Annotated in this window: 24 protein-coding genes; 3 read left to right on the top strand and 21 right to left on the bottom strand. The window is 38.4% G+C overall.

Features of this window, described 5'->3' with window-relative positions; all coding sequences use genetic code 11:
* Positions 1-82 precede the first annotated feature (82 nt).
* Positions 83-841, bottom strand: a complete 759-nt coding sequence (gene udp, locus ACNART_RS14230) for a uridine phosphorylase (RefSeq protein WP_196571057.1) — start codon at positions 839-841, stop codon at positions 83-85.
* 590 nt (positions 842-1431) lie between these two features.
* Between udp and ACNART_RS14225 the strand changes: the two genes are divergently transcribed.
* Positions 1432-1824, top strand: coding sequence for a YidB family protein (locus ACNART_RS14225; RefSeq protein WP_198626327.1), 393 nt, complete (start codon positions 1432-1434; stop codon positions 1822-1824).
* 83 nt (positions 1825-1907) lie between these two features.
* Here ACNART_RS14225 and ACNART_RS14220 read toward each other — a convergent pair whose 3' ends face one another.
* Both ACNART_RS14220 and metE read right to left on the bottom strand, forming a co-directional pair.
* A complete protein-coding gene (locus ACNART_RS14220) occupies positions 1908-2735 on the bottom strand; it encodes a hypothetical protein (protein WP_368927592.1) in 828 nt (275 codons plus the stop codon).
* Positions 2736-2914: 179 nt separating this feature from the next.
* Positions 2915-5188 (bottom strand): 5-methyltetrahydropteroyltriglutamate--homocysteine S-methyltransferase, encoded by a 2274-nt coding sequence (gene metE, locus ACNART_RS14215; RefSeq protein WP_368927593.1) that lies wholly within the window; start codon positions 5186-5188, stop codon positions 2915-2917.
* A gap of 106 nt (positions 5189-5294) precedes the next feature.
* On the opposite strand from metE, the gene metR reads away from it, so the two are divergent.
* A complete protein-coding gene (metR, locus tag ACNART_RS14210) occupies positions 5295-6248 on the top strand; it encodes an HTH-type transcriptional regulator MetR (RefSeq protein ID WP_368888142.1) in 954 nt (317 codons plus the stop codon).
* Here metR and ACNART_RS14205 read toward each other — a convergent pair.
* The 6 genes from ACNART_RS14205 to ACNART_RS14180 form a co-directional block, all read right to left on the bottom strand.
* Positions 6163-7035, bottom strand: coding sequence for a carboxylate/amino acid/amine transporter (locus tag ACNART_RS14205; RefSeq protein WP_368927595.1), 873 nt, complete (start codon positions 7033-7035; stop codon positions 6163-6165). The genes metR and ACNART_RS14205 overlap by 86 nt on opposite strands.
* A gap of 2 nt (positions 7036-7037) precedes the next feature.
* A complete protein-coding gene (locus ACNART_RS14200) occupies positions 7038-8687 on the bottom strand; it encodes a Na+/H+ antiporter (RefSeq protein ID WP_198620183.1) in 1650 nt (549 codons plus the stop codon).
* A gap of 400 nt (positions 8688-9087) precedes the next feature.
* Entirely contained in the window at positions 9088-9591 is a 504-nt protein-coding gene (locus ACNART_RS14195; protein ID WP_198620184.1) for a GNAT family N-acetyltransferase, read from the bottom strand.
* 127 nt (positions 9592-9718) lie between these two features.
* Entirely contained in the window at positions 9719-11065 is a 1347-nt protein-coding gene (locus tag ACNART_RS14190) for an NCS2 family permease (protein ID WP_099075192.1), read from the bottom strand.
* A gap of 745 nt (positions 11066-11810) precedes the next feature.
* Positions 11811-12998, bottom strand: coding sequence for an MFS transporter (locus ACNART_RS14185; protein WP_368927596.1), 1188 nt, complete (start codon positions 12996-12998; stop codon positions 11811-11813).
* A gap of 200 nt (positions 12999-13198) precedes the next feature.
* Positions 13199-13945 (bottom strand): sulfite exporter TauE/SafE family protein, encoded by a 747-nt coding sequence (locus ACNART_RS14180; protein ID WP_160229926.1) that lies wholly within the window; start codon positions 13943-13945, stop codon positions 13199-13201.
* A gap of 184 nt (positions 13946-14129) precedes the next feature.
* Between ACNART_RS14180 and ACNART_RS14175 the strand changes: the two genes are divergently transcribed.
* Positions 14130-14708 carry a helix-turn-helix domain-containing protein gene (locus tag ACNART_RS14175; RefSeq protein WP_151434082.1) on the top strand — a complete coding sequence of 193 codons (579 nt, stop codon included), beginning with the start codon at positions 14130-14132 and terminating at the stop codon, positions 14706-14708.
* A 93-nt stretch (positions 14709-14801) separates the two neighbouring features.
* On the opposite strand, the gene ilvN is transcribed toward ACNART_RS14175, so the two are convergent.
* The 12 genes from ilvN to rbsK form a co-directional block, all read right to left on the bottom strand.
* Positions 14802-15086 carry an acetolactate synthase small subunit gene (ilvN, locus tag ACNART_RS14170; protein WP_109372615.1) on the bottom strand — a complete coding sequence of 95 codons (285 nt, stop codon included), beginning with the start codon at positions 15084-15086 and terminating at the stop codon, positions 14802-14804.
* Positions 15087-15089: 3 nt separating this feature from the next.
* Positions 15090-16784 carry an acetolactate synthase large subunit gene (gene ilvB / locus ACNART_RS14165; RefSeq protein ID WP_368927598.1) on the bottom strand — a complete coding sequence of 565 codons (1695 nt, stop codon included), beginning with the start codon at positions 16782-16784 and terminating at the stop codon, positions 15090-15092.
* Between the two features lie 107 nt (positions 16785-16891).
* The gene (ivbL, locus tag ACNART_RS14160) at positions 16892-16990 is read right to left on the bottom strand and encodes an ilvB operon leader peptide IvbL (protein ID WP_071788573.1); all 99 of its coding nucleotides are present in this window, start codon (positions 16988-16990) and stop codon (positions 16892-16894) included.
* Positions 16991-17232: 242 nt separating this feature from the next.
* Positions 17233-18744: a YfcC family protein gene (locus ACNART_RS14155; protein WP_198620188.1), complete on the bottom strand. Its 1512-nt coding sequence runs from the start codon at positions 18742-18744 to the stop codon at positions 17233-17235.
* Between the two features lie 104 nt (positions 18745-18848).
* The gene (arcC, locus tag ACNART_RS14150; protein ID WP_196533486.1) at positions 18849-19796 is read right to left on the bottom strand and encodes a carbamate kinase; all 948 of its coding nucleotides are present in this window, start codon (positions 19794-19796) and stop codon (positions 18849-18851) included.
* 15 nt (positions 19797-19811) lie between these two features.
* Positions 19812-20804, bottom strand: coding sequence for an ornithine carbamoyltransferase (gene argF, locus ACNART_RS14145; RefSeq protein WP_109372620.1), 993 nt, complete (start codon positions 20802-20804; stop codon positions 19812-19814).
* Positions 20805-20940: 136 nt separating this feature from the next.
* Entirely contained in the window at positions 20941-21042 is a 102-nt protein-coding gene (speFL, locus tag ACNART_RS14140; RefSeq protein ID WP_109372621.1) for a leader peptide SpeFL, read from the bottom strand.
* A 302-nt stretch (positions 21043-21344) separates the two neighbouring features.
* Positions 21345-22133, bottom strand: a complete 789-nt coding sequence (locus tag ACNART_RS14135; protein ID WP_109372622.1) for a sulfite exporter TauE/SafE family protein — start codon at positions 22131-22133, stop codon at positions 21345-21347.
* Complete coding sequence (locus ACNART_RS14130) at positions 22133-22984, bottom strand: MurR/RpiR family transcriptional regulator (RefSeq protein ID WP_198626333.1); 852 nt, start codon at positions 22982-22984, stop codon at positions 22133-22135. The genes ACNART_RS14135 and ACNART_RS14130 overlap by 1 nt, the downstream gene beginning before the upstream one ends.
* A gap of 24 nt (positions 22985-23008) precedes the next feature.
* Positions 23009-24373, bottom strand: a complete 1365-nt coding sequence (locus tag ACNART_RS14125) for a PTS transporter subunit EIIC (protein ID WP_109372624.1) — start codon at positions 24371-24373, stop codon at positions 23009-23011.
* Positions 24374-24415: 42 nt separating this feature from the next.
* Positions 24416-25327: an N-acetylmuramic acid 6-phosphate etherase gene (gene murQ, locus ACNART_RS14120; RefSeq protein WP_198626334.1), complete on the bottom strand. Its 912-nt coding sequence runs from the start codon at positions 25325-25327 to the stop codon at positions 24416-24418.
* Positions 25328-25563: 236 nt separating this feature from the next.
* Positions 25564-26484: a ribokinase gene (gene rbsK, locus ACNART_RS14115; protein ID WP_072064518.1), complete on the bottom strand. Its 921-nt coding sequence runs from the start codon at positions 26482-26484 to the stop codon at positions 25564-25566.
* Between the last annotated feature and the right edge of the window lie 78 nt (positions 26485-26562).

Genomic DNA, 26562 nt, shown 5'->3' with positions numbered 1-26562 from the left:
AGTATATTAAGCTAATGAATTATTGCATAAAAAAAGCCCTTAACACTTACGTATTAAGGGCTTCTATCAGCGATTCGAAATATTATTTCATTAAATTACGAGCCGCTTCAATCACGATACCGAGTGCATTATTCTCAGTTTTCTTCAGTAATTCCGCATCTGGAATTTCTTGTTGAGTACGGTTTACGATAACACCCGCAACCATACCTGCACGTAAACCTTGGCTTGCACACATTGTCAATAATGTTGCAGATTCCATTTCATAGTTCATTACGCCCATTTCTTGCCACTCTTTCATAGAGCCTTTGAAACGGCGAACAACACGACCTGTATAGGTGTCGTAACGTTCTTGTCCTGGATAGAATGTATCTGAAGATGCAGTAATACCGACGTGTACAGTGGAGCCATTGTCTTTAGCGGCTTTGTACAGTGCGTTCATACATTCAAAATCAGAAACAGCTGGGAATTCCATTGGTGCGAAATGTAAGCTTGCGCCATCTAAACGAACCGCAGCCGTAGTTACAAGAATATCACCTACATTGATATGTTCTTGAATTGCACCAGTTGTACCAATACGCAAGAAAGTACGGATACCTAGCTGTGCTAATTCTTCAACAGCGATAGAAGTAGATGGGCCACCGATACCTGTTGAACAAACAATGACAGCTTTGCCATCAATTTCGCCACGCCATGACGTGTATTCACGTAAAGAAGCCAGATGAACTGGGTTATCCATTAATTTTGCAATTTTTTCAACACGCTTAGGATCACCTGGAACAATTGCTAAAGTGGCACCCTGTAGGTCATTTTTGGTTAAACCTAAGTGAAATACATCAGACATATCGGACTCCTCAATGGGACAAAACCAATGATCATTAAATTAAAAGTTACTGTATCAGTTTTTCAGTCCTTTTTAGTGATAAACATCACCTACAGGACATCAAACAAAGTAACAATTTCATAAAATTGTGATTATTATCACAAAAAGTGACATTTTAAATACATTATCCACGAATACATTATCAATATTCGCCAGCATCAATCATTAACTAAAGTAAACATTTCTCTCATCAGTATAGATGCGATAAATACATTATCGAATATAAATACCTCAATATATACACTCTAAATAATTCGAGGTGTAGCTAGGCGACAAGTGAAGGAGTCGCTAGGAGCATACATCAGTATGTGACTAGCGCGAATAAACGAAGTCAACAACGCTACACCTTGAAGTATGACGAGTGGCTAGGCGACAAGTGAAGGAGTCGCTAGAAGCATACATCAGTATGTGACTAGTGCGAATAAACGAAGTCAACAACGCTGTAGCTTGAAGTATGACGAGTAACTTGAAGTATAACGAGCATAGCGCGTACACTACCCGCCCTTAAAACAAACATCTAATGTGACAAACACATCGTCACTGGAGTGAACATGAGCTTATTTAACCAAATTGCGAGCCTACTAGGCGGCGAAAAAATCAATCAATACAAAACCGTCCTTGAGTGGGTTGGATCTCAAGGTGGCATTGAAGGCTTAGTAAAGCAATTTGATACCGCGGGTTTAAGTGAGCTTATTCAATCATGGATAAGTACCAACGCCAATTTACCGATCAGTGCAGAGCAAATCGTCGCTGTTTTTTCATCTCCAGTGATTAATGATCTTGCGGCGAAAATTAATTTAAATGCGACAGAAGCTTCTGAAATGGCCGCGCAATATTTACCTAAATTAATTGATAAAGTCACACCTGATGGCGTTGTACCTAAAGACTTAGATTTAGTCAGTGCGGGAATGGATATTTTAAAAGCGAAGATTTTCGGTGGATAAATAAACAAACTGTTTTAATGCGTTTTCCCTTACATCCCATCCCATAAGAGAAAACGCATCACGTTCTTAATAATCAAATTTGATTACAGCAAACCTTCTTCAATCAACGCTTCATGAAAACGTTGTTTTTCTTCAGGTGTTGCCTGAATACGTTCTAAAGGTACATCCAAAGCATAAGGGATATTTTGTTGTGGTGAATAAACGGCTAATACGTAGGTATTTCCATTTTGCTCAATAACAATAGGCGGTGTTTTCTTATTCCCTGAATAAGCAATACGAATATCTTTACCCTCTAAATTAAGATGATAAGTTGCAATAAATTGCTTATTACTCACAACCATTTTTGCGGGAATGGCTATTAACTTTAAAGGTTGAGTGCCTACTGATAATAATGCTTTTTTTACTTTACTGATCAGTATTTGACGATAAATAAAAAAGATCACACTAAAACCAAACAAGCCGATAAAAATAATCGTACTCATTAAGCGAAGCCAAATATTATCTATCGCCACATCAACGGTCATTTTACTGAGATCATTTGCATCAGCGACGGGTTCAACTAACACATCTTTAGGGCCTAAACCTAAAAAAGTAAAATTACGCGAAACTTCATTGCCTTTATAACGTAAATCAACACTACAGTTAGTCAGAACAAAGAGTTGAGAGCGACAAGAGCCATTCACCGTAGCATCAACAGGTACTGCATTCTCACTGATTTTATAATCATAAAGAATATTGGGAATTTGATAAGCACTAAATACAGTCATTGCTAACATGAAAATAACTAAGAATAAGGTGCGAAATAATCCACCATCTCCTCTTAGTGGAACTAATTTCAAAGGTCGAGTTGGAAAAGCATCTAATACCTTATCCGAAAGTTTAATGCTAGTTTGCACAATAATTATATCCATAAAATTAAAGAGTTTTCGCAGTATAGCAACGATCAAGAATATCAATAATAAGATTTGCTCTGGGTTTTAATGAATGCCTTTTTTTAATTTTATATAAAGTTAGCCTGCTATTTTGACTATGCGACTTATCTAAAGTGACAGTTCAAAAATAACAGGCTAATAAACAATTAATTCTTTTATTACGCGTTCTGACGCAAATATTTAGCCGCCTCAACCATATTCGCTAATGCAGCGCGTGTTTCAGGCCAGCCTCGTGTTTTTAATCCACAATCTGGATTTACCCATAAACGTTCTGCTGGAATTCGCGATTGCGCTTTTCTTAATAATCCAACGATCCATTCCACATTTGGCACATTAGGTGAGTGAATGTCATAAACACCTGGTCCAATTTCATTTGGATAATCAAAGTGCTCAAAGGCTTCTAGTAATTCCATATCTGAACGTGATGTTTCGATTGTAATCACATCCGCATCCAGCGCTGCGATTGAATCCATGATGTCATTAAATTCGCAATAACACATATGGGTATGGATTTGTGTCTCATCATCAGCAATGGCGGCACTTAATTTAAAGGCATCGACTGCCCAATCAAGGTAAGCCTGCCACTCATTACGGCGCAATGGTAATCCTTCACGTAATGCAGGCTCATCGATTTGAATAATACCAATACCTGCTTTTTGTAAATCATCCACTTCATCACGCAGTGCTAACGCGATCTGTTTTGCAATCGTTTCACGCGTCACATCTTCACGAGGGAAAGACCAACATAAAATTGTCACAGGGCCTGTTAACATGCCTTTGACTGGCTTTTCAGTTAACGACTGTGCGTAAGTTGCCCAATCCACGGTAATAGGGGCTGGGCGACTAATATCACCGATAATCACAGGTGGTTTTACACAACGTGAACCATAGCTTTGTACCCAACCATTTTGCGTAAACACATAACCATCAAAATGCTCACCAAAATACTCCACCATGTCGTTACGTTCTGCTTCGCCATGAACTAATACATCAAGACCAAGGTTTTCTTGTTCGGATATTGCTTGCTTTATATGTTCGCTGATATTTGTGCGATAAGCTGCCGTATCGATACGCCCTTTCTTAAAATCTAAACGAACAGTACGAATTTCTGTTGTTTGTGGGAATGAGCCAATTGTGGTGGTTGGCCATAATGGCAAATTAAACCGAGTACGTTGTACTTCTGCGCGTTGGGTATAAGGTGAATTTCTTTCACTATCTTGCGCTTCAATTGCCTGTAAACGAGCTTCAACTGTTGCATTATGTACACGAGTCGAGTGTTGACGTTGACGAATTGGCGCACTGTACTGTGTCAGTTGTTCATCATATTCACCTTCTGGTGCATTCAATGCTTTAGCTAACAAAGCGACTTCTTCACATTTCTGAACAGCAAAAGCAAACCAGCTTTTTACTTCATCATCAAGTTTCGTCTCTGCATTTAAATCAATTGGGCTATGCAGTAATGAACATGAAGTTCCAATCCACAAAGGGCGTTTCCCTTTTAGCGCAATCACTTGCTGATAACGTGCACTTAAATCTGCTTTCCACACATTTCGACCATTAATCACACCTAATGACAGTACCCAATCTTTGGGTAATGCTTGGTGTAAGTGCTGCAAATCATCTTGCCCTGCTGAAATATCAACATGAAGCCCATTAACAGGTAAGTTTTTAATAATATCAAGATGATGAGAAATACCATCAAAATAGGTTGTCAGCAGTAATTTAACTTGTCCCGTTAATGCTTGATAAGCTGTTTGATAGGCATTTTGCCATTCAACAGGTAAATCCAGTACCAATGCAGGCTCATCAATTTGCACCCACTCAATACCTTTCTCTTTTAATGCAGAAATCACTTGTTGATAGATAGGTAAAATATCTTTTAGAAGCGTTAATCTATCAAATTCAGGGCCTTTTACTTTACCTAGCCACAAGTAAGTCACCGGACCAAGTAAAACAGGTTTTATTTTATGACCTAATGCTAATGCTTCATCGACTTCGTCTAATAGCTCTTTCCATGCAAAGGTAAATGATTGGCCTTGCTGAAATTCAGGTACGATATAGTGGTAGTTGGTATTAAACCATTTCGTCATTTCAGATGCAGCCACAGGTTTACCTGTTGGCGCTCTACCACGAGCGACCCTGAATAGAGTATCAAGATCGAGTGAGCCGTCTTCATTACGGTGACGAGGCGGTACATTACCTAACAGTAGGCTTGTCCCTAACACTTGGTCATACCAAGCAAAATCACCAACAGGTAATAATTCAACACCCGCATCTGCTTGTTGTTGCCAATGGCGAGCACGAAGCTCTTTACCCACTGCAACTAATTCTTCCTGTGAAATCTTACCTGCCCAATAATTTTCTTGTGCCTTTTTTAGCTCTCTATCTAAGCCAATACGAGGGAAGCCGAGTGTGTGATTGCGAATTGTCATAATTAAAATCCTATTTTTAGCCGTCTAGATGTTTACACATCCATAATCTACAGGTAGTGTATAAATCACAAGCGCAAATTTTTCATCAATAACTTGAAGGTTTCTCATGATAGAAATAAAACATTTAAAAACGATATTAGCCTTAAAGCACACAGGCTCTCTTGCTAACGCAGCAAATCAATTGCATCAAACGCAATCGGCTCTTTCACATCAATTTAGTGAATTAGAACATCGCCTTGGTTATCGAATTTTTGTGCGTAAAAGCCAGCCACTGCGCTTTACTTCACAAGGAGAAGTGCTCGTTAAATTAGCAGAAGAAGTATTGCCTATCGTTCGTAGAGCTATTGAAGCGTGTAATGAGCCAGGTAGTGTGAATTTAAATATAGCGATTGAATGCCATAGTTGTATTCAATGGTTAACCCCTGCATTACAACAATATCGCCAAACATGGCCTGAAGTGACTGTTGATTTTCATTCGGGTGTGACTTTTGATCCACAACCTGCGTTATTACAACGTGAATTAGATGTAGTACTGACATCAGATATCTTAGATGACTCTCGTTTACACTACACGCCGTTGTTTGACTATGAAGTCAAATTAGTTTTATCACCAGATCACCCTCTTGCTAATCGCTTGCATATTCAGCCACAAGACTTGATTGCAGAAACCTTATTTATTTATCCCGTTCAACGAGAGCGTTTTGATGTATGGCGTCATTTTCTACAACCCGCGGGTATTACGCCACATTTCAAACATGTCGATAATACATTACTGCTAATTCAAATGGTTGCAGCTGGCATGGGAATTGCAGCATTACCACACTGGGCGGTTGAGAATTTCGAAAAACAGGGATTAGTGGTGACAAAAACATTAGGTGAGGGATTATGGAGCCGGTTATATGCTGCCAACCGTAGTGGAGAGCAACATCAACCAGCGATCCGTGAGTTTATTCGCTTATCAGGCCAGCACGCTGTTAACAATCTTCCTTTTGTAAAACAGGTCGGCGTATCCAGCGTTGATGGATCCAAAGTGATACAACAATCAGGCTCGCGCCTATGATGAAACTTGGCCAATTCGGATGTTGTTGCCAAATAGAGAAATTCACTAATAACCCTGCTGGAACCATCATGTTATTCATAATCGCTAAGGTTCCAGCATCAACTTGTGTGGCACCATAATTCCACATGAAATACCCTATTCCAGAAGCGCCAATTCCTAACCAGAGTAAAACACCCCACTGTAGTGATGTTGTTGGCATTTTCTGCCAATCGGCAAAACACAATGCGCCAACAAGTGCCACCGCAACAGCACCAAGATAAAACCAAGAAAAAGCATGATGTTGTGGAAGTGGATGAACTTCCATTAAGCGTTTATAACCAACCTGACCAATCGCAAAGAAAATATTCGCCAGTTGTACTAATAACAGGCCATACCAAAAATCATCACTTAAATGGTCATAGCGAATAATCGCCGCACCTAATACCGCTAATAATGAGCTAAAGGCATAACCCCAACGTAATCTTTGACGTTCTAATAAATCATAAATTAACGTGACATAAAGCGGTGTTAATACGGTAAAAAGTAAAAATTCTGCGACGGTTAAATAGTTATAAGCGTGGAAGACAAACAGATACATAATCCCTAGTTGGCAAGCCCCCACAAGCATATAAAGCAAAATCACCTTAAAGCGGATCCCCTTCCAACGTAAGAAAGGTAAGAAGACCAAAGCGGCTAAAGAAACGCGGATCAGAACAGAGAGCCAGCTATCAACCTGACCGGCGAGATACTCACCGATCAGACTAAAAGAAGCAGCCCATAATAGTGTTGTAATAACCAATAACCACATAATTAACTGTCTTTCTCTACTAACAGTGCTTCCATTAAATCCAATTCATGTAGCAATAATTGGAGTGTTTCATTACTGATTTTTCGCGTTGCTCTTAGATGATAAAGCTCACCACGTTCAGCACGTAATGCCGTTAAACGAAAACGCCTTTCGAGATCTTCTTCTAACGCGTTATGAACCATTTCATCTTGTTCCGCAGTACGGCGTCTTAAATAACCCGTTACACGAGAAGCAACTTCATTAATTTCTTCTGCATCCAACTGCTCTTCAGTACTTGCAGCTAAGCGCTCTTCCATTTTATTCAGACTAACAATTGCCACTTCTGCCATCACTTTACGTGCGTAGCGAACTTCGTTTTTATCTGCTTCTTTGTCAGTTGCCTTCACGCCTTTTAATAGGAAAGGAAGTGAAATAATGCCCACTAAAATCGACAGTAAAATAACACCAGCAGCAATAAAGATTATTTGATAACGCCCAGGGAAAGTGCTGCCATCGGTTAAAAAGAGTGGAATAGAAAGCGCACCCGCCAATGTAATTGCACCACGAACACCTGCAAATGACGATAACCACAACTCACGCGTTGTGTAATTAGCGAAATCAAGTGGATGCTTTTTCATAAAGATCCGACTCATTTTCTTCATTAGCCATAACCACGTAAATCGCAGGATCAGCAGTGCAAAGTAGATAACAAAAACTGCTGCAAACAGCATCCAGACTTCAACTTCTGGGTCAAGATCGGCTTGAATAACAGAGCTTGTCCAGATAATAGGAAGCTGTAAGCCAAGCATGATAAAGACAAGACCGTTAAAGACAAATTCAAGCATTGACCACACGCTATCAGCACGTAAACGCATCGCAAGAGGTGCATTTCTGATAACGCCTGATTTACTGATAGTCATACCGGCAGCAACAGCCGCTAAAATGCCTGAAAAACCAATATGTTCCGCAATAAGATAAGAGGCAAAAGGTAGCAGCAACATAAAGACGATTTGTGTAGCAGGATCGTCGCCGCTCCAACGACTCATTAATCGCAGAGATTTACTGTAAACTAAGGTGACACCGATACCTGCCAGTAATCCGCCAACGGCGACTTTAAAGAATTCAAGGGTTGCACCACCAACAGTAAACACCATCGTTCCCATTGCCACAGCAACCGCAAATTTCAAGGCAACCAGACCTGAAGCATCATTCATTAATGCTTCACCCTCTAAGATGCCCATAATTCGTTTTGGTATTCGCCCTTTACCAACAATGGAAGAGAGTGCGACCGCATCCGTTGGCGAAAGTACTGCCGCCAATGCAAATGCCGAAATCAGGGGAATACTTGGCATCATCCAATAAATCAGATAACCGATACCAACAACGGTCACCATGACTAAAACAAGCACAAGAATAAAAATCTCACGCCCATTCTGGATAAATTCTCGTGTCGGTGTTTTCCAACCATCAACAAAAAGTAAAGGCGGGATCAATAGAACGAGGAATAATTCAGGATCAAAAGTGACATGTAAACCAAACTGAGGCCATGCCAATAAAGCCCCTATCACAATCTGTATTAATGGTAACGGAACACGAAAGGGAATTAATTTTGTGATAACTCCCGAAACTGAAACCACCAGTATTAAAATCAAAATAGTAAAGAAAATTTCCATGTTACCCTTACATGCCTATTTTTATCCTGAAAACCTGACATCTTTCCCTTATAAAAGGAAAACCTACCGAACAATAAAGAAACATATTATGTAAAATTCGCGCATCATACATTTCTTTATCTATGCATCACTGCTTATTTTAAACAGATCCCACTCAGACTCTGTGAGAATATTTAAAAATTAAGACTAATCGTATCTAACACCGCACATTGTACGCTATTTATTGCTCTCTATTTATTAACGGCATTAATTATAGAAAGCATACGTTTTTATTCCTCTTTTTCAGTCTAAACAATGTAATAGACCGTATAAAAACGTAAAACGTTAAGTAATTAAATAAAAAATAATAGATAAATGACAATAGCGATTAAATTTGAGAGCTAACTCGTAATGCTAATGATTATTCAATTGTTCTTAACATCGACATCATGACAACATCACAATATTTACCTTCTCTAAAAGCAGCTTTACGGCGTATACCTTCAACTTCAAAACCCAATTTCTTATACAAATGTAAGCCTCTTTCGTTGTCTGAATACACTTCTAATTCTAATCGAGTGGCTGCTAACCAATTGAAAGCATAATCAATTGCTGTATTGATAAGTAATTTACCAACGCCTTTTCCGGAATATTCAGCACCAACACCAAGACCAAAACTCACAATGTGGCGACGACGAGGATGATTATCGATTATCAGTGCTAAATGTCCCGCGACTTGGCCATCAATAGTTGCAACAAAATTAGGGATATTTTGTTCTGAAAATTCAAGTAATCTTTTTTTCCACATCGTGACTGAAGGATAAGGAAATTGGCAAGTGCAAATATATAAATCAGGATGTGTATATAGTTGTTGAATTGCTGATGCGTCGTCAGGTTCACCATGGCGTATTTTTATTTCTTGCATATCTTCTACCAACTATTTAATTACTAGATTTAATTTCGACAATAGCGAATAAAAGTAGAGAAATAAATAGCAAAAAGGCGGAATAAAAATATATTCCGCCTTTTGTCTTTAAAACCGATTATTTAAATTAAATTGCCCACTCACCCGCATAAAATGCCACTAGAGCAATAGTAATTAATACTGTGCCAATATTGAGTTTACGCCATTCACCTGCAAATATACGGCCAATCACCAAACAGCCGAAACCTAACATAATACCTGTGACGATATTACAGGTTAAAACAATAAATACAGCACACACCATGCCTGACATTGCATCAACAAAATCACTGAAATCTAACTTAGTGACATTACCTAGCATCAATAAACCCACATACATTAACGCTGGTGCCGTTGCATAAGCAGGAACTAAATAAGAAAGAGGCGATAAGAAAAGGATCAGTAAAAATAAAATACCGACAACTGTTGCGGTTAATCCTGTTTTACCACCAGCAGCTGTTCCTGCGGCTGATTCAACATAAACCGCAGCTGGTGCAGCACCAATAACACCCGCAAAAATACTACTGACAGAGTCAGACGTCAGCGCTTTTCCGCCATTAATAATTTGCCCGCGTTTATCTAATAAGTTTGCTTGACCTGCAACAGCGCGAATAGTCCCAGTGGCATCAAAAATGGCAGTCATCACTAACGCAAGAACACTCGGTAATACTAAAGGCTGTAAGGCACCTTTAATATCCATTGCAAACAATAAAGAAAGTCCATCTTCACCTAATTGAGGCATTTTAAAGATGCCTTGATATTTTACATTAGGATCAAAAATAAGGCCGATAATCGAAATAGCCACAATCACTAATAGCACGCCACCCGGCACTTTACGTTTTTCTAATCCGAAAATAGCGGCCAATCCAGCAAGTGACATCAGAACAGAAAATGATGTAAATTTACCCATTGCGACAGGCAAACCATCAAATGGGTTTTTAACCACTAATCCAACACTGTTTGCTGCGATTAAAAGCAGAAAAAGCCCAATCCCTATTCCTGCACCATGTGCGATACCAATTGGAATATTTTTTAATATCCAAGTGCGAATGCCAGTTAATGAGAAAACGGTGAATAAACACCCCATTAAAAACACGGCACCTAATGCAACGGGCACAGAGATGTTTTGTCCCAAGACCAAGCTAAAAGCGGTAAATGCTGTTAATGAAATAGCACAACCAATTGCCATAGGAAGATTTGCCCACAATCCCATTAGAAGGGAGCCTAATCCCGCGACTAAACAGGTTGCAATAAAAACCGCTGTATGTGGAAAACCGGCTTGTCCTAACATACTAGGAACAACAATAACGGAATACACCATAGCCAGAAATGTCGTCAAACCAGCGATCATTTCTTTGCGAACAGTTGTGCCGCGTGCTGTAAGTTTAAAATAGCTATCCAGTTTACCTGTGCTTGCTGATTGATTAGCAGACATTACTTTCCTCTGACATAAAAACGGTTCACTCTCCAAAAAAACGAAAACGATTACGTATCAATTAGAATAACCTCTTGTCGATGAAAAATCTTAAGAGGGAGTCAAAAGCAAACGTTTGGTTTTTCGTGTGGATTGAGTGAGAGAATTTGACGCAAACGATTATCTGGTGCTTTTAGGGTAAGAATCAAGCGAAAAAATACATTTTTAATAAAAATGTCATAAAAAGATAATTTAAAGTTAGAAAAAAGAAAAAGAGGAAAGCAGCTACCGACTTTCCTCATCATTCTACTTTTGTACAATCATCCAATATCATGCTTATCTCACAGTAGAAAAACAGATTAATCAATTGTTTTTATTGAATTTATATTACACGATATGATAACTAGGTATATCTATCTATTATTAGTAACTTTAATAAGTTGCTTAGATAAATAATACCTCCCGTTCCCAATGTGTGGCGATTAATGATTTGCAGTATTCACTATTTTTATCTGAAGATAGTGTCATCTTCTACTTCTAACGTTAGATGAGTAGGCGCAGTTTTAGCAAATAATTTTCCGTTTTGCATAAGCATTTCTAGATTATTCTTAATAAATTTTAAAATAGTTACAACTACAAAAGATAATCATAATCATTTATAAAAAACAATAAGATAAATTTTTAATATTTAGAAATCGAGAAAAGAAAGGCTTCCTCTATCGCATTCGTTTGACCTTAAATGGAATACGATAGAGAAGAAATAATATTAAGATGAGCTACTATTGAGTGCTTCAACACCTAGGTTCCAACGTTCCATCGTTGAAACTAAGAATAAACCTGTCATAGCAACCAATAAAAATGGTAGTGAAGATGAAGAAATTTCTGACATCGCGCCAGCCAGCAAAGGCCCTGCTAAATTACCAATTCCCCATAACATCGCAGCTGACGCATTAGCAACCATCAGATCATTGCCTGAGAAATATTGCCCTATTTGTACCAACGCAATGGTGTATATCGCACCAGCTGTTGCACCCAACACCAGCAATAAAGGCCAAATCAAAAATGTATGGGACATAGTGATAGGTAATAATAAGCTTGCAAGTAAAGTCACTACACCACAAATTCGATATAACCGTGTTCTGTTCATATGATCAGCAAGCCAGCCAAATGGCATTTGCATAATGGCATCACCCGCTAAAATAGCGCTTATCATCATTGCGGCAATAGCTTCAGTGTGTCCCATACTTAGGCCATAAATAGGAAACATAGAAAGTACGGTGCCATCAAAAAAAGCAAAGAAAACAATACCACCACAGATTGCGGGTGCCACTTTAACAAAGCGGATAATAGAAAAATTAGGCTCTTGCGTATCTTTCGGTAATTTATCACCCGTTTTCTGATCCATCATTAAAAACAGGACAATAGAGATAATATGAATAAAGACACTAATTAAAATAGGTGTCTTATCTGCGACGCCATAAAGCGCAATAATTGAAGGCCCTAATAACTGGCTAATAGTAAATACCGTAGTATATACCGCTAAAATCCGCCCACGTTTATTATCTGGTGAAAGCTCATTAATCCACGTTTCACCTAAACAAATCATCACACCACTGGCAATCCCAGTGATTAATCGTAGAGGAAATAAAACCTCTAAAGGCAAGCTCCCCATTAAAGGTAATAAGCTTATTGCAGAAACAATGGTTGCTAATAGCATGGCAAAGCGTTTGCCTATCCATTGCACAATACGCCGAGCAAAAGGCGAAACAATTAACATCCCAATAGCGGGTGCAGCGGAAATAAGTCCAATGATAGATTCACTAATTCCCGCTAAATTAAGGCGCAGTGCAACCATAGGAATAGTTAATCCGATAACAATCCCGATAACGCCAATACTTACCGTGATAGTTGTTATCGCAAAAACTTCAGATTGGCGATAATTTTGATGTGACATGTTATTTTGTTTCTGCGAATAACAGAAACCTCTGTAATAAAAGGAAGGTGGTTAAATAAAATATTGTTTTATTATAGGGGATAAGAAATAGATAAACATGCTTAAAAAGTAACATTAATCAGAGAAAGATCTCCGTTTGACTCACCAAGATCTTTGCCTTTCACAATATTCTCACTTCACCGTCATTTATCCTGCAACGCTTAAGAAAAATAACGATAAATAAGCACAGTACCTGATGCCAATACAATGGTATAAATCACACTCATAAATCGAGCTTTCGACATACGTAATGTTAAATTTCGCCCTAACCAAACTCCTGCAAACATAGCAGGCAAGAAAATGACAGCTAACTTAAGAATATCCAATTGCCAATAAATACCCGCAAATAAGAAAATCACCACTCGCGTTAGTGTGCTAAAGCCAATCAATGTCGTTTGTGTAATGCGAAACTTGTTTTTATCTGCAATTCTGCCTGATAAATAGATTGCATATAAAAAGCCACCACTACCAAACAATGCGCTAAATACACCACCAATTAACCCAAAAGGATAAACCAAGCGTTGAGAAAATTGGCTTTCTTGTTTTTTCCAAAACAAGGCATAAATGGCATAACAAGCGGCAAAGATACCTAAAAGAAGAGAAAGCAAATCAGGTCGTGTGGTTAATAAAATCGTCGCACCGACCAGACTACCAATAATAATCAGCGGAATAAGATAGCGTATCTCTTTAAAATCAGCCTGTTTGCCATCTCTTAAAACATTCACTATGGCAGCACTTAAATCGATTAATGCCAATAAAGGCACTATCATTGAAAGAGGTAAATAAAGTGCTAATACAGGGCCTGCAATTAACGCAGAGCCAAACCCAGCCATACCGAAAATAACATAAGCAAAGAATAAGGTAAGTAGGCAAATAAAAAGATCAGACCAACTGAGTAAGTCCATCATAATAAACCTTGAATAATTATCATTTAATGAAGAATATTAGCGTAATTATTAAAAATCGAACAGTGATCGTAAGACTATTCACAAAATACAGCAGAAACAGGATCTCATTTTTCCGAATACGGTTAATTAGTGTTATTATCTAATCGGAATAACTCTTTTAAACTAACGATATTTTGAATTGGCAATGAACCCACAACCTCCTAAAAAAACGAATGAATACCTTGGTAATAAAGTCAAACAATTAAGACAGTCTCGAAACTTGTCACTTAATGAGTTATCAAGAAAATCGGGAATATCCAAGGCTGCATTGTCAAAATTAGAATCGGGTGATTCTAATCCTAGAATCGATACCTTAGAGGCTATCGCAATAGCGCTTGGCTTTCCGTTAGGGGATTTATTTAGTTTCACACGAGAAGAATATCCTCGTTTAGAACGACATAAGCCTATCGTGGGTGATTATGCCCAAGAGTTTAAATTTCGTATTGGTATCGGCAATATTACTGAAATTTGGCATATCGAAATGAAGCATGGCGCGATCATCAATAGCCCAGCTCACGCAGATGGAACTCAAGAACACATCATGGTCTATTCGGGTAAATTAATGATGCGTTTTGACAATGATGAAACGGTCTTACTCGAAACAGGTGATTTTTACGCCTTTCATGGTAATACCCCTCACTCTTATATTTGTGTTGAAGGGCATTTGCGTGCATCCGTCATTATGTCTAGCCCCAATCAACAGCATTATCATCATCGTCCTTAGCTTTTTTATTTGCGATAAAAATATGGCTTTATTCCTATTAATTAAAAATACCGTAATTAAGAATAAAGCCACTGATAAAATAAAAATGACAAATTAACTTAGATAACTTTCCATTTGTTCAAAAACACGTAAATCGTCGCTGAATCTCACTTCTTTTACGTCTTCAAGCTTTTCTACCTGACTCACCATCTGCATTAGGCGATCATCTTTTTGCACTAATAGCCAAATACGGCTTTTATCGCTATTTTTCATCGGTAAACACAAAATACCATCAACGTTAAAGGCACGGCGAGCAAATAGCCCACAAATATGGGTCATAACACCGGGATGGTTGCGAACAATCAATTCCAGCGCGATAGGTTGTGATTGTTGTGACATAAATTAAGCTCCTATCATCTCAATATTTGCCGCCCCTGGCGGTACCATTGGAAATACTTTTTCATGAATATCAATCATGACATGAATTAAACACGGACCTGGTTTTTCAATTGCTGCTTTTAATGCACTCGCAGGATCCGCTTCCTGATTTAAGTCACAGGTGTCTAAACCAAAGCCTTGTGCAATACGAATAAAATCTGTTTGATAAGGGTAAGCCGCCGCATAAATACGCTCTTCAAAAAACAGCGTTTGTTGTTGGTGAACCAATCCCAATGCCTGATTATTTATCAAAATAATTTTGATATCTAATTGGTGTTCAGCCGCCGTAGCAAACTCTTGAATATTCATCATAATGCTACCATCCCCAGAGAAGCAGAGGATTTTCTTACTTGGCTCCGCTAATGCGGCACCAATCGCTGCTGGTAAACCAAATCCCATCGTGCCTAAACCGCCAGATGTTAACCATTGTCGAGGTCGATTTAACGGATACGCTTGTGCAACCCACATCTGATGTTGCCCAACGTCTGTTGTAATAATGGCATCATCATCAACACAATTTGCGGCCGCTAATACAATGCCATAACCACTCAGAATATTTTCAGAGTTTTTCATCTCCAATGGATATTCTTGTTTCAGTGTCGTAACACGCTCTATCCATTCATTACGCTTATTGGTATTAATCAATGGTAATAACAGTGATAACACTGATTTCGCATCAGCGTGGATCGCAATATCTGGGCGCTTGATTTTACTAATTTCAGCACGATCGATATCAACATGAATAATTTTGGCATTAGGGCAAAACTTCTCTGCTTTACCAATAGCACGATCGTCAAAGCGCGCACCTAATACAATCAACAAATCCGCTTCTTCTAAAATAAAATTGGTACTACGCGTCGCATGCATACCCAACATCCCCAAATACAGAGGGTGTGAAGGTGGCATTAATCCTAATCCCATTAAGGTCATCGTTGTTGGCAGATTATTTTTCTCTGCTAATTCAATCGCTTCTTTGCATGCTTCTGAGCTAATTATTCCACCGCCTAAATATAAAACTGGATTTTTAGCTTGGTTGATCATTTGCGCCGCTTGTATCACTAAATCAGTATTAAATGCGGGAACGGGATCTTTTTGTGGAATAGGTGGTAACGCTTCTAATGTAATTGTGGCTTGCTGAATATCTTTTGGTACATCAACCCAAACTGGGCCCGGTCTCCCTGACATAGCTAAACGAAACGCATCACAAATAATTTCGGATAAATCAGCAATATCGCGCACTAAATAATTATGTTTAGTAATGGGAATAGACATGCCATAAGTATCAACTTCTTGGAAGGCATCTGTCCCAATCATTGCAGAAGATACCTGACCAGTAATACACACCAAAGGAATAGAATCCAATTTAGCATCTGCGATTGCAGTGACTAAATTCGTCGCCCCCGGCCCACTTGAGGCAATACAAACAGCAGGTTTACCATTTGCTCTTGCAATACCTTGAGCGATAAAACCTGCGCCCTGTTCATGGCGAGTTAAGATATGGCGAATAGATTTGCTTTGGCTTAATGCGTCATACAAAGGCAACGCCGCACCACCGGGGATCCCTGCAATTGTCGTAATGCCTTGCCGTTCCAGTAAATAAACGATTAATTGTGCGCCAGTAAAGGTTCTACTTGTGGCGTTATCTTGTTGAGCACCCATTTTTCTCTGTCCTTTGTTCTAAGCCGGACTTTATGGGCGGTAGAAAAGAAAAACCCCGCCCGGTTAGTGCGCCGGCGGGGTTGCGAAACTGTGTTGATTCGGACCCGTTACGGCGCTTTGCCGACGACCACCACCACACGCACGACAACCACAGCCGCAATGTGCGCTGTTAGTCGTAGGCTTTGTAGTAGAGTAGTGATGATCATGGGTTACCTATCAATTAATTTAATGATGTGTTTACGTGTTATCTGTATTTAAAAAAACATAACTTCTACAAATTAACAACCTTTTTTTTCGGTTTATTTTTTATCACCGCCAAAAACGAGAGCTAGATCACTTCTAGTGAAAATCAAAAAATAACCCTGATTGCAGCATAAAAATCTAGATTAATTTCACATTACAGAATAACCAAAAATTCGTTTCTCAACGTAAACACATCGACTCAATTTTATAAAAAAGCAACTTGAACCAATAATAGTGTTGCCGAGAGTACAAACATAAATATCACCATCGGCATAATAAATTTAAGCCATTTATTATAGGAGATATCTAACATTTGCAATGTCGCTAACACCAGCCCAGTAGGCGCCAAGAACAACATAATATATTGTCCCCAGTTATATGCCGATACCACCATATAACGAGGAACACCAACTGCATCCGCTAATGGCGCCATGATTGGCATCGCTAAAACCGCAAGCCCTGAAGAAGACGGAACAATAAAACCTAAACAGATAAAGACAACGAGCTGTGCCAATAAGAATAAACTTGGTGGCATTCCTGCAACCATATGAGACATAAATTCAAGAATGGTATCAGCAATTTTACCTTGTTCCATCACAAGGTTAACACCACGCGCTAAACCAATAATTAATGAAACACCGACTAATTCCGATGCCCCGTGAATAAATCCATCAATGGCTGTTTTCTCTTTTAATCCAGAGAGAAAAATTATGATGATTGCGATAGCAAGGAAAAGAGCTGCCATTTGTGGAAACCACCAGCCCATGTCCATAACACCCCAAACCATAATAGGAAAAGCAGCAACAAATAAGCAGAGGATCACTTTACGACGCCACGAAAATTCTAATATCTCATTAGGATCGTAATTACTTAAAAAGCGCTGTTTAAAACTTTCGGCATTTTCATAGTTGTAAGAGAAAGTCGGATCTTTTTTGATCTTCTTGCAATACCAATATAAATAAACCAAAACCCCCATCGTACCAATCACCAACCCAATAGTACGAAAGCCGATCCCTTCAATAAAACTGATCCCCGAAGCATTTGATGCGATAACAACTGAGAAAGGATTTACAGTTGAGAACCCAGCCCCCATTGAAGAGGCAAGGAAAATAGCACCAACACACACAATAGCGTCATAACCCAAGATTAAGAATATGGGTACTAATATGGGATAGAAGGCAACGGCTTCTTCTTCAATCCCACAGCTTGTCCCGCCGATGGATAATATAATCGTGACCCCAAACACGACTAAAAACTCTTTGCCTTTGGTTCGATTCGCTAGTGCTGTTAAACCTGCATTGAATGCACCGGTTTTATTAACAACTCCAATAAGCCCCCCCAAGACAAGAATGAAAACAATAACATCAGCTCCCTCTATCGTTCCTTTCACCATACTTTCGGTAATATCCATAATCCCTTTGGGTTGCTGTGCTACGCGTTCATAGGTTCCAGGTATCGCTATCGGTTTTTTAATTGTCCCATCTGTAAATTTATTAATCTCAATAGAGACATTTAAATCATTTAATGTTGCCTGAGTTGCAGGTAACACTTCATGAGAACCATCTATTTTCGCAACCACTAATGATGGCCCCGCTGAGTTATAACTTAATCGCTGATATTCGCCAGCTGGAATTATCCACGTTAATCCAACCACAATTACTGTAATGGCAAATAAAATAGTAAATGCGGTCGGAAACGCAAACTTTTTAAGTTTCATAAGCGTCCTCGACTTAAATAAGAGGCTACTCTGCCAGTAGAAATAATATCTATCTGGCAGAGTCTATTATTAGAATTAAATGTAGAATAATGATAAGTATGATATTAATCAGAAATAATTGTTGTACCTGTTTTTCCTTCTAAAGCAGATAATGCATTCTCTAAAGAAGTAATAATAGCTTGTACACCTTTATCACTCTCTTTTAGAAAGTTAAGGCAAGCCTCAACTTTAGGTAGCATACTTCCTTTAGCAAATTGCCCTTGGGAAATATATTTCTGCGCTTGAGAAAGCGTTAATTTATCTAAATTCATTTGATCTGGTTTATTAAAATTAATAGCAACTTTATCAACAGCCGTTAATATTAATAAAATGTCTGCTTTTAATTCTACGGCTAATTTTGAGCTAGAATTATCTTTATCAATAACAGCATCAATACCTTCTAATAAATCCCCTTTCCGAATAACAGGAATACCACCGCCACCAACAGTAATCACCACAATATTACGTTCAACCAACTGTTTAATAATCGGCGATTCTACAATTTCTAACGGCTTAGGTGATGGGATCACTCGACGATATCCACGTCCAGCATCTTCCATAAAGTGAAAACCGTGCTCTTTTTGAATAACCTCAGCTTGCTGTTGAGTATAAAAAGCACCAATCGGTTTTGTCGGTGATAAAAAAGCAGGGTCGTTTTTATCAACAACCACTTGGGTCACAATGGTGGCACAACCATGATTTTTATTCAGATTTCTCGCACATAATTCGTCATTAATAGCCTGTTGTAGATGATAACCAATATAACCTTGGCTCATGGCACCACATTCAGCAAATGGCATATAAGGCGTGCCGATGTTCTGTTGCGATGCATAATCCATAGCTAAGTTAATCATCCCAACTTGTGGGCCATTACCATGACCAATAATGACTTGGTAACCCTTCTCAACCAGATCCACAATGGGCTTTGCGGTTTTTCGGACTATCTGCTTTTGCTCTAGTGGCGTACTGCCCAATGCATTTCCCCCTAAAGCAATAAATACCTTCTTAGGCATTGTTAACTCCTTGCTTTAGCTTAAAGTCGCGAACATAACGGCTTTAATGGTATGCATACGGTTTTCGGCCTGATCGAAAACTTTTGATTGGCGAGACTCAAAAACTTCGTCTGCCACTTCCATTTCACTCAAACCAAACTTCTGATAAATATCTTCACCAATGAGCGTTAAACGATCATGGAATGAAGGTAAACAGTGTAAGAAAATCGCATGAGGATTTGCCATTTTCATCATAGATTCATTGACTTGATAAGCTTTCAGTAAGCGAATGCGCTCATCCCAAACACTATCTGGCTCTCCCATTGAAACCCAAATATCGGTATAGAGAACATCAGCCTCTTTTGCCCCTTTCTCGATATCTTCTGTTAATGTGATAGAGCCTTCGTTTTCAGCCGCGATTGCACGACACTCCTTCACAAGTTGCTCTTCTGGCATTAAAGATGCTGGGCCACATGCTGTAAAATGTAAGCCTAATTTGGCACAGACCACCATTAAAGAGTTAGCAACGTTATTACGCGCATCACCAAAGAAAGTCAGCTTAAGCCCTTTTAAATGACCAAAATTTTCTTCAACTGTTAGCATATCCGCCAACATCTGAGTTGGATGGAATTTATCGGTAAGACCATTCCATACTGGCACACCTGATTTTGCCGCAAGTTCTTCAACTAATGACTGATCAAAACCACGATATTCAATACCATCATAGAAACGCCCTAATACACGTGCAGTATCTTCAATAGACTCTTTTTTACCCATTTGTGATGAGCCTGGATCAAGATAAGTCACTCCCATTCCTAAATCGTAACCTGCCACTTCAAAAGCACAACGTGTACGTGTTGAGGTTTTTTCAAATAATAAAACGATATTTTTACCTTCCAAAGAGCGGTGAGGAATACCTGCCATTTTTAATGATTTAAAATGTTTAGAAAGATTTAATAAATATTGAATTTCAGCTGATGAAAAGTCGAGTAATTTTAAAAAACTTCTACCTTTAATATTAATAGACATAATAATCCTATCTCCTAATTATTTTGATAATAATAGAGTTAAAAAATGATTCATTATTTATGAAAAATAGATGTCTCCCCAATAACACACGTTATTAGGAAATATGCTTTATATTTTCAGCATGTAAAAAGAGGGCTTACCCGTTAAAAACGGAGAAATGGAAACACTGACGTTGTTTATACATCATAATGTGGGCAATACGTCTAATATGAGGCGTTTTCCTATTATTATTTTCCATAATACTAGTACCTTCACTTATAGGTATTAAATGAGGGTTACAGTGAAACATATAGGAATTAACTTTAATGTGATTATCATCTCAATTATCTATTTATGATAAAAACCATATATCAGTAAAAATAAATCATCAAGAATACATTCCATTAACACACAAATAAAAAATGGATAATCGCTTCTATATTAAGAATGACCTCAATTAAATTAATAAGATAATCAAGAAATAACCAATAAAAATTTATTTTTATTTAGCTATTTTTTTTATATCACTTTTATAATTAACATTAATGATACATTTAAATACTAAAATAATTTAGCTAGCATCATCACCGCACTACAAATAATTAAAATCAGCGTTGCATACTGAAATATTCTGTCAGGCATTCTGATCAACAGCCACTTAGACAGCGGAATAGAGATTAGCGAGCCTAAAAATAACAAAAGTGCCAAATGAATATCCGTATGCCCATCTTGCATATAGGCTAGTGCTGAAGATCCCGATAACAATGTTGTGGTAAATATAGAAGTGCCAATAGCTTGCTTAATAGAAAGGTTCGCGTAGCGTAGCAATAACGGTAACACAACCACACCACCACCCACCCCCGTTGCCCCTAAAACAACACCTGCTGCGATCGCAGGAAGTAATAGCGCTTTTATATTTAAAGGAGCTAACGCTGTATTTTCAACCACAACGGGAGGTAATGAGAAAAACATTCTCTGTACAAAGAGAAATAGAGAAAAAACAATAGCACTAACAACAAGCGCATTAATTCCCCATTCAACTTGTTGCTGATACTGCGCTAACGAACCTAAATAATTAACCAAAACACTGGCTAAAAAGGTACTTGGTAGCATTATTCCTAAGACAATCATCGCTCTTTTAAAAGGAATATTTCCAAGGCGAAAATGCATATAAGACGAAGTAACTTTCATCAACATGGATAATAAATTCGCTGTTGCAACTGCCATTAACGCATTCATACCAAAGAAATAGGTCAATACAGGTAAAACAATAACACCGCCGCCCACACCCGTCGTACTTATAATTAAACCAATAGCCGCACCCACCGCTAATGTGGTGATAAGTAACATTATTGATTTCCTTGCATAACAGCTTCTCGCCCTTTTAATAATGCTTTTTCTGCTGACTCACTCGCTAATGTCATATATTTAAAAAACAGCACATCAAAAGCCACCATTTGTAAAACTTGTGGCGTAATCACGCCTAATTGAGAGTGTTGTTCATCATAAAAATAAGGCAATGTATAATCAGATAATCGAGTTGCTTCATCTTGTCCGAAGCGCGTTAATGCCACAGTTAAACAACCTTCATTTTTTGCTGATTTCAGCATCCGATTAATATCTGTCGTATTTCCTCTAGCGGTAACAGCAATGGCAATATCATCAGTAGATAAATTAGCGGAATAAGCCAATTGAGCATGAAGATCAGGACTAAATAAGGTGTTTTTATTTACACGAATTAATTTATGAAAAATATCGCTCGCCACAACGGCGGATGCGCCAATACCAAACAATACAATGCGTTTTGCTAATACCATTTTTTCAGCTAATAGATCTATGGTATTAGGATCTAACAACGCTAATGAATCTTGAATAGCACTGGTAAACAGATGCCCTGTTTTGGAAATAATTAATTCTGTCGGGTCTGTTTTCGCGAGATTGCCATAGAGAATATCGCCACTGCTTTTTTGTTGCTTTTCTTCTGAAAGGTAATCAATTTTAAATTCAGGATAACCGCGATACCCCATTTGACGAGAGAAACGAATAACAGAAGCACTACTTACACCTGCTTTAAGTGCCAGATCAGCCGCATTCATACTGGCAATATTCTCACTATTCTCTAATAAATAATGAGCAATACGTTGTTCTGTGCCTTTGCCTTGTATTAGCAAACTTTCAAGCTTTTTGGTCAGTGTCGACATTCTGTTATCCTTTTTATTTCTGACTTATTTCTCTGGATCGGTAAATCCCATTAGCATACTGGCAATAAAACCGACAATCCATGCACCTAATACTGCGATCAGGAACTTAATAATTTGCCCATCTCCCACTAATGGAATTAATGATAACCCAGCTGTACCAAATGGAATAATGATCCCAACTTGGAAATATGCCATTAATGCACCACCAGCCGCACCACCAATACATCCCGCTACAAAAGGTTTTCCTAATGGAAGGGAAACACCAAATAATAAAGGCTCACCGACACCGAAAATACCAACAGGTAATGCACCCATTAATGTTTTCTTTAAACGTTGGTTTTTAGTGCGTAAATAAACCCAAAAACAAGAGCCTACTTGCCCCATTCCACCCATGGCTAAAATAGGGAACAGGTAATTTAAACCAAAAGTATTTAAGATTTCGGTATGAATAGGAATTAGTCCTTGATGCAATCCCGTTAAGAGTAAAAATAAGAAGCTTCCCCCTAGCGCAGCACCCGTTACAACCGCACCACCACCTTGATTTAAAAGTGATAATGATACGCCTTGTGCTAATAACTGATTAAGATAATGGCCGATTGGTTGGAATATCATAATCGCCACAAGAGAAGAGACTAAAATAGTCACAAACGGCGTTAAGATAAGATCTAGGCTCTCTTTAACGATACTACGAAACCATAATTCTAATTTTGAAGAGAACACGACCACCATTAATACTGCAAAGATCCCGCCACTGTTTGGCTGTAATTTCTCACCAAATAAGGTGATATCAGCAAGCCCAGGCATGGCTAATAACCCAGCCATTACAGCACCAATCGACGTTGACGCGCCCAATTCTTTAGCTGTATTTATCCCAATCATAATAGAGAGATATGCAAATACCGTACTACCAATTAATTTGAATAATTTAAATAGCTCAGGGAATTGCTCAACTAAGCCTGGTGCGACTAAACGGATAATATTAATTAACCCCATAATCAAACCGCAGCCAATTAAAGCAGGAATTGTCGGGACAAAAATAGCCGCTAATGTATTTAGCATACGACGAATGGAGAAGCCTTTTTTCACTGGTGTTGACGCAGGCTCATCTTCACTACTTGCTGAACTGTTTTGCATACGCTTATTCATGATGGAATAAACTTTTGCCGCGGTTCCCATTCCTACAATCACTTGGTGCTGTTCGCCATTAAATACAACACCTTTAACGCCTTCGACTTGTTTTAAAGCGTCGGCATCAAATAGCGAGCTATCTTTTAAAATCAGTCGAATACGAGTCATACAATGTGTTAGGGTTGCCACATTTTGAAACCCACCAGCATGTTTTTCTATTTCTATTGCTAACGTGTCGAGATGTTCTATTTTATTAGCCATATGCGTGCCTGCTAAAGTTCAGAGTGTTTACTCATATTGTTATTAGTTAAATAGGGCGAGTTGCTGTTGTAACGAACGATAAGGATATTGCTGTGTAATTTGCTCAACTTTCTCCACACTCAGGTGAAGTTCATACATTAAAATGGCTTTTCTAGGATGATAATTAACCATTTGTAACAGGGTTCTGGCTGTTTCATGTGAAATTCCACACACCTCGCTGACAATACCTTCAGCACGACGTTGCAATTTCTCATTACTCGCAATCACATCCACCATAAGGTTTTTATGCACTTTTCCAAGTTTAGTCATCACGCTAGTACTTAACATACCCAAAATCATTTTTTGAGCTGTGCCACTTTTCATTCTTGTGGAACCTGTTAACACTTCTGCGCCCACATCTGGTGCAATAGATAAGTCGGCAATTTCACTCATCATACTTTTGCCACGCGTAGTAATAGATACTGTCAATGCTTTTAGCTTCTTGCCATATTGCAAAGCTGCGACAGTGAAGGGAGTACGACCACTTGCGGCAATGCCAATAACGACATCTTTATCACTGACATGACGACGTTGGAGCTCTTCAATTGCCGCCTCTTGACTATCTTCAATATTTTCAACCGCTTTTAGCATTGCATCATGACCGCCAGCAATAATCGCCTGTACTAATGTAGGAGATACACCAAAAGTAGGTGGACATTCCGCACTGTCTAGTACCGCTAATCGTCCACTTGTTCCTGCACCAACATAAAAAATACGTCCACCTTTTTGCAGACGTTCAGTAATTCTTTCTACTGCTTTAGCAATAGCGGGTAATTCTTTTTTAACTGCATTTGCAACAGTCATATCTGCACTATTGATAAGCGTAACCAACTCTAAAGCGCTTAATTCAGAAAACTGTGTTGTTTCTTGATTGCTTTCATTTTTAAGACATTCGCTTAATGCATCTTCTTTCATCATAACAACCTTAATGAAACTAAATTTCAATTAAAATTACATCTTATGAAATAAGATTTCAATAATAATTGTCACCACTCTGTGAAATCAGTCACATTAAGTTAAACCGTTTTTCTTTGTAAGAAATCCAACAGTGACTATAAAAACACAGCAAACTATTAATTTTAAAGAAATTCCACTTACTTTCTAAATAAGATAGCAAGTGGAATACAAAGATGTGATAGTGCAGAAGTGTACTACTTGGCTTGCGCTAAAAACTGCCCAAACTCTTCAATGCTCGGATAAGAAGATTGTGTGCCTTTTCCTGCAACACTTAAACCAGAAAACATCACGGCTTTATTTAACGCTTCTTCAATATTATTGGTGTGAACATAATAATGGGAGAAACAACCAATAAAGGCATCCCCCGCCCCACTAGTATCAATTGCATCAACTTTAATGGCAGGAATATATTTTTCAATTTCACCATTCATCCATAATGCACCTTTTTCACCTAATGTAACGATGACATTCTTAAAGCCTTTTTGTAGTAAAGAGCAAGCGGCTTCACGGATTTCATCCATTGTAGTGATTGGCATACCAGTCAAAATTTCAAGTTCTGTTTCATTCGGAACAAAAAAGTCACAACGAGCTGCAATATCAAGATCTAATGCTTTTGAAGCAGGCGCTGGGTTAAATAACACAGGAATATGATGTTTGTTACCAAACTCAATGGCGTGATACACCGTTTCAAGCGGGATTTCTAATTGCAATACGATTATTTTGCATTTTTTCAGGCTATCTGTGGCTCTATCAATATCCTCTGGCGATAAATGCTGATTAGCACCTTTAACAATTAAAATGCTATTTGATGATTGAGAAGTCACAAAAATGGGCGCAACACCACTTGTTGTACCAGGCACTTTTTCAACATAGCGCGTGTTAATACCATAAGACTCTAAATTCATGATGGTGTTATCCGCGAAAATATCATCGCCAACCTTTGTTAACATCATCACTTTTGAATTTAATTTAGCAGCAGCAACAGCTTGATTCGCCCCTTTACCACCACAGCCAATCTTAAATGCTGGCGCCTCAAGGGTTTCTCCCTCTTTTGGCATCCTGTCTATATAGGTGATCAAATCCACCATATTTGAACCAATCACTGCGATATCCATAGCGCCTCTTACTCTTATGTGAAATTTTTAAATGTGAAAATAGTGACATTTTGATAGATGTATAACAGTATCATGTTA

Source organism: Proteus sp. LHD240705, assembly GCF_047921555.1.
Lineage (GTDB): Bacteria > Pseudomonadota > Gammaproteobacteria > Enterobacterales > Enterobacteriaceae > Proteus.
This window is presented reverse-complemented; position numbering and strand designations above follow the sequence as displayed.

Bases quoted from the DNA above. Each gene is read 5' to 3' on its own strand.
- metR (WP_368888142.1), top strand. From the start codon at position 5,295: ATGATAGAAATAAAACATTTAAAAACGATATTAGCCTTAAAGCACACA.
- udp (WP_196571057.1), bottom strand. From the start codon at position 841: ATGTCTGATGTATTTCACTTAGGTTTAACCAAAAATGACCTACAGGGT.
- speFL (WP_109372621.1), bottom strand. From the start codon at position 21,042: ATGGAAAATAATAATAGGAAAACGCCTCATATTAGACGTATTGCCCAC.
- ACNART_RS14190 (WP_099075192.1), bottom strand. From the start codon at position 11,065: ATGTCTGCTAATCAATCAGCAAGCACAGGTAAACTGGATAGCTATTTT.
- rbsK (WP_072064518.1), bottom strand. From the start codon at position 26,484: ATGGATATCGCAGTGATTGGTTCAAATATGGTGGATTTGATCACCTAT.
- ACNART_RS14195 (WP_198620184.1), bottom strand. From the start codon at position 9,591: ATGCAAGAAATAAAAATACGCCATGGTGAACCTGACGACGCATCAGCA.
- ilvN (WP_109372615.1), bottom strand. From the start codon at position 15,086: ATGTCACAACAATCACAACCTATCGCGCTGGAATTGATTGTTCGCAAC.
- ACNART_RS14225 (WP_198626327.1), top strand. From the start codon at position 1,432: ATGAGCTTATTTAACCAAATTGCGAGCCTACTAGGCGGCGAAAAAATC.
- ACNART_RS14185 (WP_368927596.1), bottom strand. From the start codon at position 12,998: ATGTCACATCAAAATTATCGCCAATCTGAAGTTTTTGCGATAACAACT.
- metE (WP_368927593.1), bottom strand. From the start codon at position 5,188: ATGACAATTCGCAATCACACACTCGGCTTCCCTCGTATTGGCTTAGAT.
- ACNART_RS14200 (WP_198620183.1), bottom strand. From the start codon at position 8,687: ATGGAAATTTTCTTTACTATTTTGATTTTAATACTGGTGGTTTCAGTT.
- argF (WP_109372620.1), bottom strand. From the start codon at position 20,804: ATGTCTATTAATATTAAAGGTAGAAGTTTTTTAAAATTACTCGACTTT.
- ACNART_RS14175 (WP_151434082.1), top strand. From the start codon at position 14,130: ATGAACCCACAACCTCCTAAAAAAACGAATGAATACCTTGGTAATAAA.
- ACNART_RS14135 (WP_109372622.1), bottom strand. From the start codon at position 22,133: ATGTTACTTATCACCACATTAGCGGTGGGTGCGGCTATTGGTTTAATT.
- ACNART_RS14125 (WP_109372624.1), bottom strand. From the start codon at position 24,373: ATGGCTAATAAAATAGAACATCTCGACACGTTAGCAATAGAAATAGAA.
- arcC (WP_196533486.1), bottom strand. From the start codon at position 19,796: ATGCCTAAGAAGGTATTTATTGCTTTAGGGGGAAATGCATTGGGCAGT.
- ACNART_RS14205 (WP_368927595.1), bottom strand. From the start codon at position 7,035: ATGTGGTTATTGGTTATTACAACACTATTATGGGCTGCTTCTTTTAGT.
- ACNART_RS14130 (WP_198626333.1), bottom strand. From the start codon at position 22,984: ATGTCGACACTGACCAAAAAGCTTGAAAGTTTGCTAATACAAGGCAAA.
- ACNART_RS14155 (WP_198620188.1), bottom strand. From the start codon at position 18,744: ATGAAACTTAAAAAGTTTGCGTTTCCGACCGCATTTACTATTTTATTT.
- ivbL (WP_071788573.1), bottom strand. From the start codon at position 16,990: ATGATCATCACTACTCTACTACAAAGCCTACGACTAACAGCGCACATT.
- ACNART_RS14180 (WP_160229926.1), bottom strand. From the start codon at position 13,945: ATGATGGACTTACTCAGTTGGTCTGATCTTTTTATTTGCCTACTTACC.
- ilvB (WP_368927598.1), bottom strand. From the start codon at position 16,784: ATGGGTGCTCAACAAGATAACGCCACAAGTAGAACCTTTACTGGCGCA.
- murQ (WP_198626334.1), bottom strand. From the start codon at position 25,327: ATGAAAGAAGATGCATTAAGCGAATGTCTTAAAAATGAAAGCAATCAA.
- ACNART_RS14220 (WP_368927592.1), bottom strand. From the start codon at position 2,735: ATGGATATAATTATTGTGCAAACTAGCATTAAACTTTCGGATAAGGTA.